The 14863-nt window shown below is 69.1% G+C and carries 14 protein-coding genes and 2 pseudogenes; 2 read left to right on the top strand and 14 right to left on the bottom strand.

The features are described from left to right. Nucleotide 1 precedes the first annotated feature (1 nt). The 11 genes and pseudogenes from ACOQPQ_RS12815 to ACOQPQ_RS12765 form a co-directional block, all read right to left on the bottom strand. A complete protein-coding gene (locus ACOQPQ_RS12815; protein WP_420639812.1) occupies nucleotides 2-1297 on the bottom strand; it encodes an NADH-quinone oxidoreductase subunit D in 1296 nt (431 codons plus the stop codon). Next, nucleotides 1294-1836, bottom strand: a complete 543-nt coding sequence (locus ACOQPQ_RS12810; protein ID WP_420639811.1) for an NADH-quinone oxidoreductase subunit C — start codon at nucleotides 1834-1836, stop codon at nucleotides 1294-1296. Before ACOQPQ_RS12810 ends, ACOQPQ_RS12815 begins: the two co-directional genes overlap by 4 nt. Nucleotides 1837-1892: 56 nt before the next feature. After that, a pseudogene (locus ACOQPQ_RS12805) lies at nucleotides 1893-2381 on the bottom strand (NADH-quinone oxidoreductase subunit B); the annotation flags it as partial. Between the two features lie 161 nt (nucleotides 2382-2542). Next, nucleotides 2543-2893: pseudogene (locus tag ACOQPQ_RS12800) on the bottom strand (NADH-quinone oxidoreductase subunit A); the annotation flags it as partial. A 20-nt stretch (nucleotides 2894-2913) separates the two neighbouring features. Beyond that, complete coding sequence (locus ACOQPQ_RS12795; RefSeq protein ID WP_420639810.1) at nucleotides 2914-4050, bottom strand: hypothetical protein; 1137 nt, start codon at nucleotides 4048-4050, stop codon at nucleotides 2914-2916. A gap of 2 nt (nucleotides 4051-4052) precedes the next feature. Next, nucleotides 4053-5384, bottom strand: a complete 1332-nt coding sequence (locus tag ACOQPQ_RS12790) for a c-type cytochrome (protein WP_420639809.1) — start codon at nucleotides 5382-5384, stop codon at nucleotides 4053-4055. Next, nucleotides 5384-6256, bottom strand: coding sequence for a ubiquinol-cytochrome c reductase iron-sulfur subunit (locus ACOQPQ_RS12785; RefSeq protein ID WP_420639808.1), 873 nt, complete (start codon nucleotides 6254-6256; stop codon nucleotides 5384-5386). Before ACOQPQ_RS12785 ends, ACOQPQ_RS12790 begins: the two co-directional genes overlap by 1 nt. A 9-nt stretch (nucleotides 6257-6265) precedes the next feature. Continuing rightward, complete coding sequence (locus tag ACOQPQ_RS12780) at nucleotides 6266-7051, bottom strand: menaquinol-cytochrome c reductase cytochrome b subunit (RefSeq protein WP_420639807.1); 786 nt, start codon at nucleotides 7049-7051, stop codon at nucleotides 6266-6268. 31 nt (nucleotides 7052-7082) lie between these two features. Further along, entirely contained in the window at nucleotides 7083-7811 is a 729-nt protein-coding gene (gene extP, locus ACOQPQ_RS12775) for a selenite/tellurite reduction operon b-type cytochrome ExtP (RefSeq protein ID WP_420640408.1), read from the bottom strand. Between the two features lie 97 nt (nucleotides 7812-7908). Next, nucleotides 7909-8325, bottom strand: a complete 417-nt coding sequence (locus ACOQPQ_RS12770; RefSeq protein ID WP_420639806.1) for an NADH-quinone oxidoreductase subunit I — start codon at nucleotides 8323-8325, stop codon at nucleotides 7909-7911. Beyond that, nucleotides 8325-8909: a hypothetical protein gene (locus tag ACOQPQ_RS12765; protein WP_420639805.1), complete on the bottom strand. Its 585-nt coding sequence runs from the start codon at nucleotides 8907-8909 to the stop codon at nucleotides 8325-8327. The genes ACOQPQ_RS12770 and ACOQPQ_RS12765 overlap by 1 nt, the downstream gene beginning before the upstream one ends. A 147-nt stretch (nucleotides 8910-9056) precedes the next feature. On the opposite strand from ACOQPQ_RS12765, the gene ACOQPQ_RS12760 reads away from it, so the two are divergent. Both ACOQPQ_RS12760 and ACOQPQ_RS12755 read left to right on the top strand, forming a co-directional pair. Next, on the top strand, nucleotides 9057-9890 hold the full coding sequence (locus ACOQPQ_RS12760) for a c-type cytochrome (protein ID WP_420639804.1): 834 nt from the start codon (nucleotides 9057-9059) through the stop codon (nucleotides 9888-9890). 32 nt (nucleotides 9891-9922) lie between these two features. Continuing rightward, a complete protein-coding gene (locus ACOQPQ_RS12755) occupies nucleotides 9923-11140 on the top strand; it encodes a geranylgeranyl reductase family protein (protein WP_420639803.1) in 1218 nt (405 codons plus the stop codon). A gap of 24 nt (nucleotides 11141-11164) precedes the next feature. Here the strand turns inward: ACOQPQ_RS12755 and hemL are convergent, their stop codons facing one another. The 3 genes from hemL to hemC form a co-directional block, all read right to left on the bottom strand. Further along, entirely contained in the window at nucleotides 11165-12418 is a 1254-nt protein-coding gene (hemL, locus tag ACOQPQ_RS12750; protein ID WP_420639802.1) for a glutamate-1-semialdehyde 2,1-aminomutase, read from the bottom strand. A 76-nt stretch (nucleotides 12419-12494) separates the two neighbouring features. Next, nucleotides 12495-13943, bottom strand: a complete 1449-nt coding sequence (gene cobA, locus ACOQPQ_RS12745) for a uroporphyrinogen-III C-methyltransferase (RefSeq protein ID WP_420639801.1) — start codon at nucleotides 13941-13943, stop codon at nucleotides 12495-12497. A 58-nt stretch (nucleotides 13944-14001) separates the two neighbouring features. Further along, on the bottom strand, nucleotides 14002-14862 hold the full coding sequence (gene hemC / locus ACOQPQ_RS12740; protein WP_420639800.1) for a hydroxymethylbilane synthase: 861 nt from the start codon (nucleotides 14860-14862) through the stop codon (nucleotides 14002-14004). Between the last annotated feature and the right edge of the window lies 1 nt (nucleotide 14863).

The following is a 14863-nucleotide window of genomic DNA, read 5'->3' as shown; positions in this document are numbered from 1 at the left end:
GCTAGCGATCCACCTCCCCCATGATGGGGTCCACCGAGGAGATGATGGCCACCGCGTCGGCCACCAGGCCCCCGCGCATGAGGTGGGGGAGCGTTTGCAGGTTCACGAAGCTGGGGCCTCGTATGTGCATCCGGTAGGGCACCGCCGAGCCGTCCGACACCATGTAGCACCCCAGCTCGCCCCGGGGTGACTCGACGGCCACGTACACCTCGCCGGCGGGCACCTTGAAGCCCTCGGTGAAGATCTTGAAGTGGTGGATGAGCGCCTCCATCGACTCGTCGATGCGGGCTCGGGGCGGCGGGGTCACCTTCTTGTCCTGCACCCGATAGTCGCCGGCGGGCATCTGCTCGAGGATCTGGCCCAGGATGCGAATGGACTCCCGGATCTCGTTCAACCGGATGGCGTAGCGGTCGAAGCAATCCCCGTAGGTGCCCACCACCACGTCGAAGTCCACCTGGTCGTAGGCCAGATAGGGCATGTCCCGGCGCAGATCCCAGGCGTAGCCGGTGGATCGCAGGATGGGACCGGTCACCCCCAGGGCCAGGCACTCCGCCGCGTTGATGACCCCCACGCCCTGCAGTCGCTCCCGGCAGATGGGTTGGCCGGTCAACAGGGTGTCGAACTCGTTGAGCCGGGCGGGCAGGGCGTCGATCAGGCTGAGCACGTCGTCACGCCAGCCGTCGGGCAGATCGGCGGCCACCCCGCCGGGGCGGATGTAGTTGTGGTTCATCCGCAGCCCGGTGATCGTCTCCAGCAGCCGTAAGGCCTCTTCTCGTTCCCGCCAGCCGTAGATCATCATGGACACCGCCCCGATGTCCATGCCGTTGGTGGCCTGGAACAGCAGATGGGAGCTGATGCGGTTCAGCTCGCACATGAGCATCCTGATCCACACCGCTCGGGGCGGCACCTCCAGCCCCAGCAGGGCTTCGGTGGCCAGCGAGAAGGCCAGCTCGCTGAACAAGGGGGAGGAGTAATCCATGCGGGTGACGTTGGTGGGACCCTGCAGGTAGGTGAGGGTCTCGGCGGTCTTCTCCATGCCGGTGTGGAGGTAGCCCACCACCGGCTTGGACCGCAGCACGGTCTCCCCTTCCATCTCCAGCATCAGCCGCAGCACCCCGTGGGTGCTGGGGTGCTGGGGACCCATGTTGAGAATCATCCGGGTGTCGTCGGCACCGGCTTCCGCTTCCAGTCGCTCGCCCTCGTCCTCGCCGATCCGCAGCACCGCGCTGTCCTCCCGGCGGCGAACGGCCTGATCCGATGCCTCTTCCACCTCCACCAACACTTCGGTGGCACTCATCGGGTGGCCTTGAACTGCACCGGGATGCGCCCCACGGAGAAGTCCTTCCGCAACGGATGGCCTTCCCAGTCGGGGGGCATGAGGATGCGGGTGGGGTCGGGGTGGCCCACGAACACCAAGCCGTACATGTCGGCCACCTCCCGTTCCAGGGCCTCGGTGCCGGGGAACAGGTCGAACAGGGTGGGCACCTCGGGATCGTCGGCGGGCACCTGCACTCGCAGCCGGATGCGCCCCGGTGCCGAGTGGGAGATCAGGGTCACCACCAGCTCGAATCGCTCCGGGACCACCTCGGCCGGGAGATCGTTGCGACCGGGGTGTTCCAGGTAGTCCACCGCGGTCACGTCCAGCACCGACACGTAGCCCTGGTCGCGCAGATCGGCCACCGTCGGGCAGAGCTGGTCGCGGGGCACGAACCACACCGGTTGACCCGACGGGTCAACGGCCTCGATGGCGCTTGTGTGATCCGCCGAGCCCGACTCGGCCGCGGCGTCGGCCGGTTCCCGGCCCTCGGACACCTCGGAATCGGCCACGTCGTTCATGCGCGAACGGACACGCCGGTAACGCTCTGCCCGTCGCGCTGGTCGATGGCCAGGTTGGCCCCGGCCCCGGACTGATCCCGCCGGCGGGTGATCTCCCCGCTGGTGATGTTGTCGTGCAGGGTCAAAATGGCGTGCATCAGGGTTTCCGGGCCGGGGGGGCAACCGGGGGCGTACACGTCCACCGGCACGATCTGGTCCACCCCCTGCACGATGGCGTAGTTGTTGAACATGCCGCCGCTGGAGGCGCACACCCCCATGGAGATCACCCACTTGGGCTCCATCATCTGGTCGTAGATGCGGCGCAGGATGGGGGCCATCTTCTGGGACACCCGTCCGGCCACGATCATCAGGTCGGCCTGGCGGGGGGACGCCCGGAAAACCTCCATCCCGTAGCGGGCCAGGTCGTAGTGGGCCCCGCCGGTGGCCATCATCTCGATGGCACAACAGGCCAGCCCGAAGGTGGCCGGCCAGCAGCTCCGGGCTCGTGACCATTTCACCAGGTCCTCGAGCTTGCCGGTGACGAAGTTGTGATCGACCCCTTCCAGCCCCCGATCCAAGATGGCCTCGGAATCACCCAGCACCGGCAGCTTCATGCCGCCACCTCCGGGGTCCCTCGACCGTCCAGGCCCACCCGCCGGACGGTGGTCTCACTGGTGCGGCGGGCCGACACCTGAGCACTGGGCCGCCACCGGCGCCGGGACGGACCCCAGTCGAGCGCACCGTTACCGATGAGATAGACGAACGACTCGAACACCGCCACCGCGAACACGCCCATGGCCACCAAGCCGAACAGCCCCAACTCCCGGAACGACACCGCCCAGGGGTACAAGAAGATGATCTCGATGTCGAAGACGATGAAGATCATGGCGATGAGGAAGAACCGGACGCTGAACCGCTCGGGGGCGTCGGTGCTCCCTTCCACCCCGCACTCGTAGGGCGACAGTTTGGCCGTGGTCTGGCGTCGGGGGGCGAGCAGTCTCGAAGCACCGAAGCTCAGAGCGGCAAACAACACGGCCAAGACCCCGAGGGCGAAGATCGGCAGGTACTGGCCGGTCATGGCGTCCTACCCGGTGGCGGTCATGGGGCTGCGCCCTCGCCCTCCAGGCGACGGCGAACCTCCAGGTCACGGGTGTGGAGCATCAACAACGACGCCAGGAACAACAGACCGGAGCCTATGGTCACCAGGATACCGGGCAGCCGGAAACGACCCAGATTGCGCTCCAACAGCACCGACATCACCGGTTCGGCGGGGTCCACTTCCTCGGGCGGGGGCGCTTGTCCGGCCACCGGCTCCTTGTAGATCGACCGCTGGACCTGGACCACGGTGTAGTTGGTGGGGTGGCGGGGCATGGCGCTGGTCACCACCTTGTTGCTGACCCGTTCCCACACCCCGTTGTTGAGCCGCTCCGGTTTGCCCCCCTGCTGGAAGGCATCCAACACCACGAAGGAATTGCTCTGCTCGTCGGTCTCGCCGAAGCCCAGGTCGGCCTGGGCCAGGTAGTCGCCGGCCGCGGTGATCGCCTCCCCGGCGGCCTGGGTGGACTCCAACTTCCAATCGCCCAGGACCAGCCAGCCCCGACGCTGGGCGTCGTCAATGAGTTCGGGGGCCACACCCTCCAGCTCGCTCAGGGTGAGGTCTTCGTTGCGGATGCGCTGCTCGTCCACCAGGCGCTGCACCTCGGCCTCCAACCCGTCCCCGGTGAGCTTGCGGGGGTCGCCGTCGGTCAGGGCGCTGTGAAAGGCGTTCACCTCGGCCTCGATGGCCTCGGCGTCGATGGTGTCCAGCTCAGCCTGCAGGACGCCGTCGCCCAGGGTGCGAACGATCTCGATGGCCTTGGGGAGGCAGTCGGGTTGCCCCAAGGTGGAGCAGGTCACCGGGTTGGGGAGGTCGTCAAGAATGGCGGGGGGCGGGTTGGCCTCGTTGGCCGACACCGAGGGGTTGCCGATGTGGATGGCCTGCACCTCCCACACGGGTCGGGCTCCCTGCAGCCCGATGCCGTACAGGGCCCAGAAGAACGCCATGATGGCCGTCCAACCGAAAATGGCCGAGATGGCGATGAGGGAGCCCAATCGGAAGCCGGTGTTGGTGGACACGATGAGCCACACCGACCCCATCAACACGGCACACCCCAGCAACACCACCAAGAGGCCCCGGACCTCATTGTCGAAGGAGATGGCGGCCAAACCGGCTCCGGCGGACAGTATCGAGCCCATGCTCACAATCCCCGCTCGTAGGCCACGATGTCGAAAATCTGCTCGTTGGTCAGCGTGCCCGGCCGGGGGGTGCCGTCCTCCATCGTGCAGAAGCCGTAGATCGGGCTGCGTTCTCCCGAGTCCCGATCACCCACGCACGCGCCGAACGCCGGCATCTGGCCGCCACCGTCACCCTGGCCGAAGTTGCCGAAGCCCACGCCCTCCACGGAGCCGACGGTGATGAACGCCGCGTGACCCTCGGCGGTGTCGAACTGCCGCAGGGTGGCCCCATTGGTGAGGTTGGGCCCGAAGGCCCCGCCACCGGAAACGGGAGCGGGAATCAAACCACCCAGGGCGGCCACCACCTCGGCCTCCTCCTCAGAACCCCGGGCCAGCACCACCGGGCCCTCGCCGGGCTCCACCTCGGGACCGGTGAACCGCCACGAATCCCGGGGGGAGTGGCAGCGGGCGCAGCCGTAGACCCCGTTGTTGAACAGCAACTCACCCCGATCGGGCGAGTTCAGGTTCCGCAGGTACTGCTCGCTGATCTCGCGGATCTCCTGCTCGGTGGCGGCCACCTGACGAGCCGCGGCTTCGGCGGCGGCCTCGTCGGCCCCGGCGGCGGCCACCGCGGCTTGGGCCGATTTCAAGCGTTCGTCCACCTCAACATTGGCGGCCAACACGTCGTCGCGCACCTGGGTGATGAGGCCGTCCCACACCTCTTCTTCCATCTCCTCGGGGGAGAGCTGGATGCTCTGGATGTACTGGATCAGCTCGTCCACCTGCTGGGTGGTCAGCGGGCCGCCGCCCGGCGCGCCCCAGGCCGCCATGGGGGTGGGGGGTCGGCCGTAGTTGAGAATGTGGCGCACCTCTTCCTCGGAAAAGCGGTACAGCGTGGTGGTGAGGGCGGGCACCTCCCACTCGATGGCGGCGATGAAGTTGCCCGCGTCGTCCACCACCGAAGTGGCCGTGGCGCCACCCAGCCCACCACCGCCGTGGCAACTGGCGCAGCGCTCCTCGAACTGCTCGCCTCCCCGGCTGGTGAACTGGCGCCGGGAGTCGTCCACGTAGCCCTGCTGGCGCCCGGGCTCACCCAGCCAGTACAAGGGCAGGGCCACACCGATGATCACCAAGGTGACCAGACCGCTCACCAAGGCCAGGTCGAGCCTCTTGGTCTCCAACTGCTCGTCGTCCAGGTAGGGCTTGCGGTTGGGAGCCAGCTCCAGCTCGGAGCCCCGTTCCTTGCGGCCCGCCCACATCACGTTGTAGATGAGGTAGACGGCGAAGCCCACGATGGCCACGACCGCGATGGCCATGCCCAGATTGCGCTGGGTCGAAGAGGCAAGCAGGGTCATCAGTGCGATGCCCCCCCGAGGCAGCTCGGGCCCTCAGGCTCCTGACCGGTGGAGTTCACGCCGATGGGCGGTCCCTGGATGACGGTACCGGTGCGGATGATGAACTCTCCCTTGGCGTTCACCGACATGGCGAAACGGTCCATGCCCCGGGGTGCCGGTCCGCCCCGCTTCTCCCCGACCTGGTTGTAGCGCGACCCGTGACAGGGGCACTCGAACCACTGTGAGGTCAGACACGACGGCACCCGGCATCCCAGGTGCGGGCACTTCTGGAACAAGGCCACCAGCCCGGCTTCCATGCCCGCCAGTTCGGGGGCGCTGTAGGTGGCCTGGGCCTTGGTCAGGGCCGCCGCCGGGTACTCGGTCACCCAGGCCCGTCCCTCGGGCAGGTACAAGAAGCCGTTCTCGTCCTTGATCTTGGACTTCACCTCGTCCACCAGGCCCGCGTTCACGTCGGCGCCGAAGCCGGTGACGAACGGCGGCCACAGGAAGGCCACGCAGGCGGCTCCGAATCCGCTCAGGCCGAAGCCCATCATGGCCACCGTGCTGCGGTTGAGGAACTGCCGCCGGCTCACGCCCACGGCCTCGGGATCGGGCGGGGTCCACTCCTCCACCGAGGCATCGGCGGCCTCCACCAAATCGGTGCCCGCGCTTTGGCGGGCCAGCACCGCAGCCCGCTCCACCTCCCGACCGGTGGGGGCATCGGCCGCTCCGGCGTGTTGTTCCACCGACACCCGGCCCCGGTCCCGTCGTCGGGTTTCCCGGCCCAGACGACCCTCGGCCGCCATCGTCTCCCGGCGGCGAGCCGCGCCCACCAACACGATCACGGCGGCGACCACGATGATCGGAATGGCGATGGAAAGTGCAACACCCATGGTCAATCCTCAGAGATCGAAGAACAGTCCGACTTCCCAGGGGAAGACGAAGTTGAAGCCGGGGCCCCGGAAGAACGAGCCGATGAGCACCAGTATCGCCCAGAACATCAGGTGGATGGTCATGAGCGAGATGGCGAACTTGCGATCCTCCGGTTTCTTGCTGGGGTTGCGGTCGATGTACGGGGCCAGGATCAGGAGGAACAGGCCGATGCCGGGGATGGTCACCCCGGCCACCATCGGGTGGAACATGGTGAGCAGTTCCTGGAGCCCGAGGAAGTACCAGGGCGCCTTGGAGGGGTTGGGTGTTTCGTTAAAGTTGGCCAGCTCCAGCAGCGGGGCGTTCACGAAGATCGAGAAGATCAGGGTGAACGCGGTGAAGATCAGGGCGGCCACGAACTCCCCCACCAGCAGGTGGGGCCACACGTGGACCCGGTCCACCGGGGTGGCCTTCACGTCCTGAATGGACCCCGACTTGACCACGGTGAGCAGCCGCTGCGTGCTCCCGCCCGGACCGGTGGGTTCGGGTTGGGCCGGACCGGCGGGCGCCACGGCGGTGGCCACGGCTCCCGCCGCCGCGGGGGCGGCTTCACCGGCGCCGGCCTGCTCACGGGCCGACTTGGACCGGTCCAGCAGGTGGTCGGGAATCTTGGGCCCCCCGGACGCGTCGGCCGGGGTGGCGTCGCCCGCTTGGCCGGCGGCCTCGGACGCGGCGGCGTCGCCGCCGCCCGCCTGGGCCTGGGCGCGTTCGCGGGCTTCTTGGGCTCGCTTCAGGAGATGTTCGGGGATTTCCGCCATGGGCTTTCGGATCGGGCCAGGAGGGTTGCTCCTACAGCGGCCCGGAAATACCTCCGTCCTTTCGTACTCGCCAGAAGTGGATCGCCATGAAGATGACGATCACAAAGGGCAGCATCAACACGTGCAGCACGTACCATCGCAGCAGGGTGTCGGTGCCGATCTCCACCCCGCCGAGCAGCACGAAGCGCACTTGGTCGCCGAAGACCGGGGTGAAGCCCATCATGTTGGTGCCCACCGTGACCGCCCACAGGGCCAACTGGTCCCAGGGCAGCAAGTAGCCGGTGAACGACAGCAACAGGGTGAGGGTCAACAGGATCACGCCGACCACCCAGTTGAATTCTCGGGGAGGCTTGTAGGCCCCGTGGTAGAAGACCCGGGCCATGTGCAAGAACACGGTGATGACCATGAGGTGGGCGGCCCATCGGTGCATGTTGCGCACCAGCAGCCCGAAGGTCACCGACGTCTGCAGCACGTAGATGTCGTCCCAGGCCTGGGCGGCGGTGGGCCGGTAGAAGAACATCAAGAAGATGCCGGTCACCGTGAGCAGGATGAACAGGAAGAAGCTGAGCCCGCCCAGGCACAGGGTGTAGCTGACCTTCACCGCGTGGCGCTTCACCTTCACCGGGTGCAGGTGGTACAGCACGCTGTTCATGATCACGTAGCTGCGGTTCCGGGGGCTGTCGCTGTAGCCCTTGCGGAAAATGGAGCCGGGGCGGAAGATGGACGACCAGGCCTGCGAGCCCTGCAGGTCGCTCATCATGGTACCGGCGGCCTGCTTGGCCCGCTCGCTGGCCGGTGGTCTGGGCTGCTTTGCCACTGTTCTCCCTGTGTCCTCGTGTCCGTTCCGGGTCTTGGTGCTAGCTCAACCGCATGCCGTAGCCATAGCCGTAGCTGGGCATTCTCTGATGCGGGTCGCCGTCGCCCCCCGGATCACCCAACCGCCCCAGGGTGATGACCCCGGTGGGACAACGGTCCACGCACAGGGCACAGCGGGTACACGCATCCTCGTCGATGGTGAAGATCACGTGGTCGCTGGGGTCGACGCCGGGCTGATCGGTGCCCACCGCCAAGTCCACCGCTTCGGGGGCCACCATGTGGATGCACTTCCAGGGGCAGATGTCCACACAGCCCTCGCACATGATGCACTCGGACTGATCGATGTGGATGAACTGCTTGGGCTTGACTTTGCTCTGGAGGTAGTCGTTGTCCACCTCCACCAGCACGTAGTCGTCCCGGAACTCGGGCATGGGAGGATTGGCATCGGCGCTGGCCATCAGACGGTCGCCCCCTCTCTGACGATCGGTCGCCCGTACTCGGACTTCTCCACCTCGACCGGTGCGGTCTTGCCCCGGTTCTGCCACACCATCCAGCCGGCCACGTTCCCGGCCAGGCCCAATGCGTAGATCAGCACCGCCACCACGTCCCGCAGCACCAGGTAGGGAAGGTCGAAGGGCAGGGCCCAGGCGATGATGCCCTGGTTGCCCACGTAGTAGCCCTCGACCAGGCGATCCTTGCGCCAACCGAGTTCGCTGTCGGCGTACACCAGCCACTGGTGGGGCACCACCCCGTAGATCCAGAACAGCAGGGCGAACACCAGCGCGGCGGCGAACATGGCCTCGCCCCAGGTGTGGTAGGTGCCCACGGGCCGACGACGGGCGTACTCCAGGAAGGCCACGATGCCCAACACGCTCACCACCAACGAGGCGGTCAGAGCCACGTTGAAGTACGGCACCCCCAAGCCCTCGTCGTACTGATGGACGGCAATGAACGCCCACAGTGCCAGGTAGAGGACGAAGGTCGCTCCGAGGGCCTTGTAGAACCGGGTGACGGCGATGTCTATGGGCCTCTGAGCGGCCACGTTCCTCCCTTCGTGGGTGCTGACGCGACCGATAGTAGTAGCCCCACCCCGCGTTCCTACACATCAAGCCGCCCGCTCCTCGTGCTTCACCGGGCGCTCCGCCGGCCGGCCGGAACGGTTGGGCCGCGGGCTCGTGGCGGGCCTATTGTGGCGGTGGCCGGCCGGGCCGCACCGGCGGGGATCGACACCGGAGGAGCGTTGACCGAAGTACCTGAGCATCTGCTGCAACGATCACGGGATCGTCGCCAGGCTCTCGGCGCAGCCACCGGCGAGGAACCGGCGGCCGAGGTTCCCCCGTCCCAGACGTCGGCGGCCCCGGCGGTGGCGCAAACGGCCGCACCGGCGGCCACCGCGGCCCCCTCGTTGCCCGAACTTCCCGAGTTGGAGCCGGAACCCGAGCCCCAGCCGGAGCCGATCAAGCCGTGGGTGCAGGCGGCGCTGACCCGCAAGAAGATCCCGATCTGGGCCGTGCCCGTGCTGATCTTCCTGCCGTTCTGGGCCATCATCTTCGCGGGCACGCTGGAGGCACCCGAACGCGACAGTGAGATCATCGCCCTGGGCCGGGAGATCTACGAGGGCGACGGCGGCTGTGCCGGCTGTCACGGGGCCGAGGGCGGCGGCGGGGTCGGCCCGGGCCTCAGCGACGGCCAGGTGATGGAGACCTTCAACGACTGGGAAGACCACGTGATCTGGATCATCAACGGCTCTCCCGCCGAGCCGGGCACCCTCTACGGCGACAACGACAGCGTGTCGTTGGGCTCCGCTGCGGGCATGCCCGCCTTCGGTGCCGACTTGAGCGCCCGGGAGATTCTGGCCGTCACCTACTTCGAGCGGGTCAACCTCGGCGGGGCGTCGGAGGCCGATCTCCACGACCTCGAGGAGCTGTTCGAGGCCGAGGAAGTGGTGCCCGCGGAGTTCGAGACCGGTCTGGTCTTCCCCAGCACGCTGCGGGGCCTGGTCGCCGCCGCAGGAAGCGAATAGACCTGACCATCCCTCGCCGCGACCTCTTGGTGGTGGGCGGCGGTCCGGCCGGATCAGCGACCGCCTACTGGGCTGCCCGTCACGGCTTGGACGTGGTGGTGGTGGAGCGCAAGCAGTTCCCCCGCGACAAGACCTGCGGCGACGGGCTGACGCCCCGGGCGGTCAAGGCCCTGGACGACATGGGCTTGGGGGATGAGCTGACCCGCTACCACCGCTACGGGGGCCTGCGGGCGGTTGCCCACAACCGCACCATGGAACTGGCGTGGCCCCGGCATCCGGAGTTTCCCGACTACGGCTACGTGGTGCGACGGCGGGAACTCGACCAGTTGGTGGCCGACCACGCGGCGGCCGCCGGGGCGGAGATCCTGTTGGGCACCGAGGCCACCCGACCCATCCTGGTCAACGGATTGCTCAACGGGGCCGAAGTGGTGGACAAGGCCGACGGCCGCTCCCGCCCGATCCGGGCCCGCTACGTGGCGGTGGCCGACGGGGCCAACTCCCGGTTCGGCCGAGCCCTGGGAACCGCCCGTGACCGGTCCTATCCCCAGGGCATGGCCATCCGCACCTACTTCGAGAGCCCGCTGCACGACACCCCGTGGATCGAGAGCGCGCTGGACGTGCGGGACCGCAACGGCAACTCGCTGCCCGGCTACGGCTGGATCTTCCCGTTGGGGGACGGCACCGTGAACGTGGGGGTCGGACTGCTGTCCACGTTTCGCGACTACACCTCGGTCAACACGTCGTACCTCATGCAGGAGTTCGCGGCCACCCTGCCCGACTACTGGGAGATCGACCCCGACCGACCGTTGATGGACCCGGTGGGCGGTCGACTGCCCATGGCCGGGTCGGTACACCCCAAGGTGGGGCCCAACCATCTGGTGGTGGGCGACGCCGCCGGGTCGGTCAACCCGTTCAACGGCGAGGGCATCGACTACGCCTACGAAACCGGCAAGATGGCCGCCGATTTGATCGCCGAAGCGATCGCCACCGGTCGCGGCGAGGTCATCTGGCGCTACACCTCGTTGCTGGACGAGCACTACGGCGACTATTTCCGGGTGGCCCGGTTGTTCGCCCGGCTGATCGGCAATCCGGCGCTTCTGCGGGAACTCACCCGGATCGGCATGCAGTCCCGTCCGGCCATGGATTGGGCCCTGCGCATCATGGCCAACCTCATGGACCCCGACCACCCCGGCGCCGCCGAGTACATCTACAAGGCCGCCGCCAAAGCCGCCGCTCTGGCCCCGGCCTGAGCAGGCTGAGGACGCCGCTCCCGGCTACTCCGCCAGGGCGGCGGCAAAGGCCTCCACGGTGGTGTCGATGTGCTCGGGGGTGTGGGCCAGGCTGGGGAACAGGGCCTCGTAGGGGCCGGGCGCCCACGCCACCCCCGCCTCCAGCAGCTTGTGAAACACCCGGGGGTATACGCCGTTGTCGGCGGCCGCCTTGGCCTGGTCGAAGTCGGTGGGCGGTTCGGCGCAGAAGAACACGCCCACGATGGGGCCCACCCGGGGGGCACAAAACGGCACCCCGGCGGCCCCGGCCGCGGCCTCCAGGCCATCGGCCAGTCGGGTGGCGGTGTCGGTCAGGGTGCGGTAGGCGTCGGGGGTGAGTTGTTGCAGGGTGGCGAGACCGGCGGCGGTGGCCAGGGGGTTCCCCGACAGGGTTCCGGCCTGGTACACACCGCCCAACGGGGCCAGGTGATCCATCGTGGCCGCCCGACCGCCGAACACCCCGATGGGCAGTCCCCCGCCCACCACTTTGCCGAAGCACCACAGATCGGGGGTCACCCCGAACCACTCGGTGGCCCCGCCGGGGGCCAGGCGAAAACCGGTGATCACCTCGTCGAACAACAAGAGCGCCCCCACCCGATCACACGCCGCCCGCAGTCCCTCCAGAAAGCCGGGGGCCGGGGCCACCACCCCCATGTTGGCCGCCACCGGTTCCACCACCACCGCGGCCACCTCCTCGTCCACCTCCGGGATCCGGTTGTAGGGGGCCACCACGGTGTCGGCCACCGCGCCCGGCGTCACCCCGGCGGAGTCGGCCAGCCCCTGGTTGGCCACGCCGCTGCCCCCGGCGGCCAACAGGGCGTCGCTGTGGCCGTGGTAGCAGCCCGCGAACTTGATGATCTTGTGGCGGCCGGTGGCCCCCCGGGCCAACCGCACCGCGGCCATGGCCGCCTCGGTGCCGCTGGAGGTGAGCCGGGCCCAATCCATGGCGGGCACCCGTTCGCAGAGCGTCTCGGCCAGGATCACCTCGCGCTCGGTGGGCGCGCCGTAGCTGGTGCCGTGGGCGGCGGCGTCGACCACCGCTCGGGTGACCGCCGGGTGGGCGTGTCCCAAGATGCCCGGCCCGTAACTCTGTACGTAGTCGATGTAGCTGCGGCCCTCCACGTCCCACACCATCGCACCGTGGGCCCGGGCCACGAAGTAAGGGGTTCCTCCCACCGACCGGAAGGACCGAACCGGCGAGTTGACCCCGCCGGGGATCACCCGCTGTGCCCGCTCGAACAACTCCCGGTTGGTGGCCATGGCTGCGACTCTAGGGGGTGCATCCCGCGGGCCAATCAGCGAACACTTGCGGTGGCGCCCCGGCGGGGCCCAAGCGTCAGCGGGCGAAGTGGTGCTCCAGGGCGGCGACCAAGCCCTCGATGGTGTGCTCTTCGGCCTCCACCGTCACCGTCAGGCCGTGCTTGCGGGCGGTGGCCGAGGTGATCGGTCCGATGCTGGCCACCACCTGGGGCACAGCGGCCACCCCGTGGGCGGCGACGAAGTTGTCCACCGTGGACGACGACGTGAAGGTCACCACCCCGGCTTCGGCCAGCCGAGACTCGGCTTCGGGATCGGGAGGGGGGGCCACCGTGCGGTAGGCGGCCACCACGTCCACGTGCCAGCCCGCCGCCGCCAGGCCGTCGGGCAGCACATCCCGAGCGGTCTCGGCCCGGGGGATGAGCACCCGCCCCGGCCCCGGCGGCATGGCCGCCAGCAGGGACTCGGCCACGAACCGCTCGGGCACCAGATCGGCGACCACGTTGCGTTCGGCCAACGCCGCCGCCGTGCCCGGCCCGATGGCGGCCACCTGCACACCCCCCAGGCTGCGGGCGTCGCGAAGCTGCTCGAAGAACCGGGCCACGCCGGTGGGTGAGGTGAACACCACCCAGTCGTAGCTCCCCAACTGCTCGGCGGCCCGGACCAGCGGCGCGGCGTCGGTGGGATCCCGAAAAGCGATCACCGGGAGCACCCGCGCCTCGGCCCCCCGACGGCGCAGGGCATCGGCCAGAGCGGAGGCCTGGGGTTGGGCCCGGGTGACGACGATCTTCCGGCCGAACAGGGGGCGCGTCTCGAACCAGCCCAGATCGGCGGCGGCCACCTCGCCGATCACGATGGTGACCGGGGGCTGGGGGTCCAACTCGGCCAGGGTGCCCAGGGTGGCTCGCAGCGTCCGCTGGGCGGGTCGGGTGCCCCACCGCACGGCGGCCGCCGGGGTGTCGGCGGGCAGGCCCGCGGCCATCAATCGGGTGCTGATGGCGCGCCAGCGGGCCGCACCCATGAGCACCACCACCGTGCCCCCCAGGGCGGCCACCGCCTCCCAGTTCACCGAACCCTCCCCTTTGGCCACGTCCTCGTGGCCGGTGACCACGGTGAACGAGGTGGAGGAATACCGCATGGTCACGGGAATGCCCGCGTAGGCGGGCACGGCCACCGCGGCGGAGATGCCGGGCACGATCTCGAAGGGAACCCCGGCGGCAGCCAGCGCCCCGGCCTCCTCCCCGCCCCGGGCGAACACGAAGGGGTCACCCCCCTTGAGGCGCACCACCTCGTGGCCCGCCCGACCCCGCTCCACCAACAGGGCGTTCACGTCTTCCTGGGCGGTGCGGGGCCCGCCGGGCTGCTTGCCCACCGAGATGCGCTCGGCGCCGGCGGGGGCCAACTCCAACAGCGAGGGGGCCGACAGCCGGTCGTACACCACCACCTCGGCCCGGCCCAACACCTCGGCACCCCGCAGGGTCAACAGCCCGGGATCGCCCGGCCCCGCCCCCACCAGATACACCGTCATCGGGAACCGCCCCGGAACCGCAGAGCGGGCAAGGCCCCCGCCCCCACCAGATAGACCGTCATCGGGAAACCTCGGCCAAGAGCCGTTCGGCCAAACCCCGGCCCAGGGCCACCCCGTCCTCGCCGACGCCCTCTGCGGTGCGGCACCGTCCGTCGGGGTGGTCGGCCAGCACGGCCCGCATGGTCACCGTGGTGCCCTCCACCGTTGCATGGGCTCCGGCGGGCAACAGGCAGTCGCCGCCCAGGGTGGCCAGGAACGATCGCTCGGCGTCCACCGCCCGGCGGGTGGTCGGTTCCTCGATGGCGGCCAAAAGGGAGCGCGCCCGGTCGTCGTCCCGGCGGCATTCCACGGCCAGGGCCCCCTGGCCCACTTGGGGCACCATCACCTCGCAGTCCAACACATCCACCACCGGCGGACGCTCACCCAGTCGGTCCAAGGCCGCCTTGGCCATGACCACCGCGTCGTAAGAGGCCGCCTTGGCCAAACGGGTGCCGATGTTGCCCCGCAACTCGGCAAAGGCGAGATCGGGGCGAAGCGCCCGCAACTGGATTCGACGGCGGGCCGAACCGGTGGCCACCACCGCGCCCTCGCCCAGATCGGCCAGACGACCACCCACCAGCACGTCCCGGGGATCAGCCCGGACGGGCACCGCGGCCAACACCAGGCCATCGGGAGTGACCGCGGGCAGGTCCTTGGCCGAGTGGACGGCGATGTCGGCCCGCCCCTCCAGCACGGCGGCCTGCACCTCCTTGACGAACACCCCCTTGCCGCCGATGGCCGATATGGGTTCGTCCGCCTGCCGGTCGCCCGTCGTGGTGACCAGGACCGGGGTCACCGCCACCGCGGCCCCCAGCAGTTCGGCCACGTGGTCGGTCTGCCAGCGGGCCAAGGCGCTGCCCCGAGTGGCGGCCCGCAGCATG

The organism is Candidatus Poriferisocius sp. (assembly GCF_965219775.1).
Lineage (GTDB): Bacteria > Actinomycetota > Acidimicrobiia > Acidimicrobiales > Bin134 > Poriferisocius.
The sequence above is the reverse complement of the archived record's forward strand: the minus strand, read 5'-3'. Positions and strand labels throughout refer to the sequence as shown.

Coding starts and splice junctions, on each gene's coding strand:
- extP (WP_420640408.1), bottom strand. CDS start 7,811: ATGATGAGCGACCTGCAGGGCTCGCAGGCCTGGTCGTCCATCTTCCGC.
- cobA (WP_420639801.1), bottom strand. CDS start 13,943: ATGACGGTGTATCTGGTGGGGGCGGGGCCGGGCGATCCCGGGCTGTTG.
- ACOQPQ_RS12785 (WP_420639808.1), bottom strand. CDS start 6,256: ATGGGTGTTGCACTTTCCATCGCCATTCCGATCATCGTGGTCGCCGCC.
- ACOQPQ_RS12810 (WP_420639811.1), bottom strand. CDS start 1,836: ATGAACGACGTGGCCGATTCCGAGGTGTCCGAGGGCCGGGAACCGGCC.
- hemC (WP_420639800.1), bottom strand. CDS start 14,862: ATGCTGCGGGCCGCCACTCGGGGCAGCGCCTTGGCCCGCTGGCAGACC.
- hemL (WP_420639802.1), bottom strand. CDS start 12,418: ATGGCCACCAACCGGGAGTTGTTCGAGCGGGCACAGCGGGTGATCCCC.
- ACOQPQ_RS12795 (WP_420639810.1), bottom strand. CDS start 4,050: ATGGGCTCGATACTGTCCGCCGGAGCCGGTTTGGCCGCCATCTCCTTC.
- ACOQPQ_RS12790 (WP_420639809.1), bottom strand. CDS start 5,384: ATGACCCTGCTTGCCTCTTCGACCCAGCGCAATCTGGGCATGGCCATC.
- ACOQPQ_RS12780 (WP_420639807.1), bottom strand. CDS start 7,051: ATGGCGGAAATCCCCGAACATCTCCTGAAGCGAGCCCAAGAAGCCCGC.
- ACOQPQ_RS12770 (WP_420639806.1), bottom strand. CDS start 8,325: ATGGCCAGCGCCGATGCCAATCCTCCCATGCCCGAGTTCCGGGACGAC.
- ACOQPQ_RS12815 (WP_420639812.1), bottom strand. CDS start 1,297: ATGAGTGCCACCGAAGTGTTGGTGGAGGTGGAAGAGGCATCGGATCAG.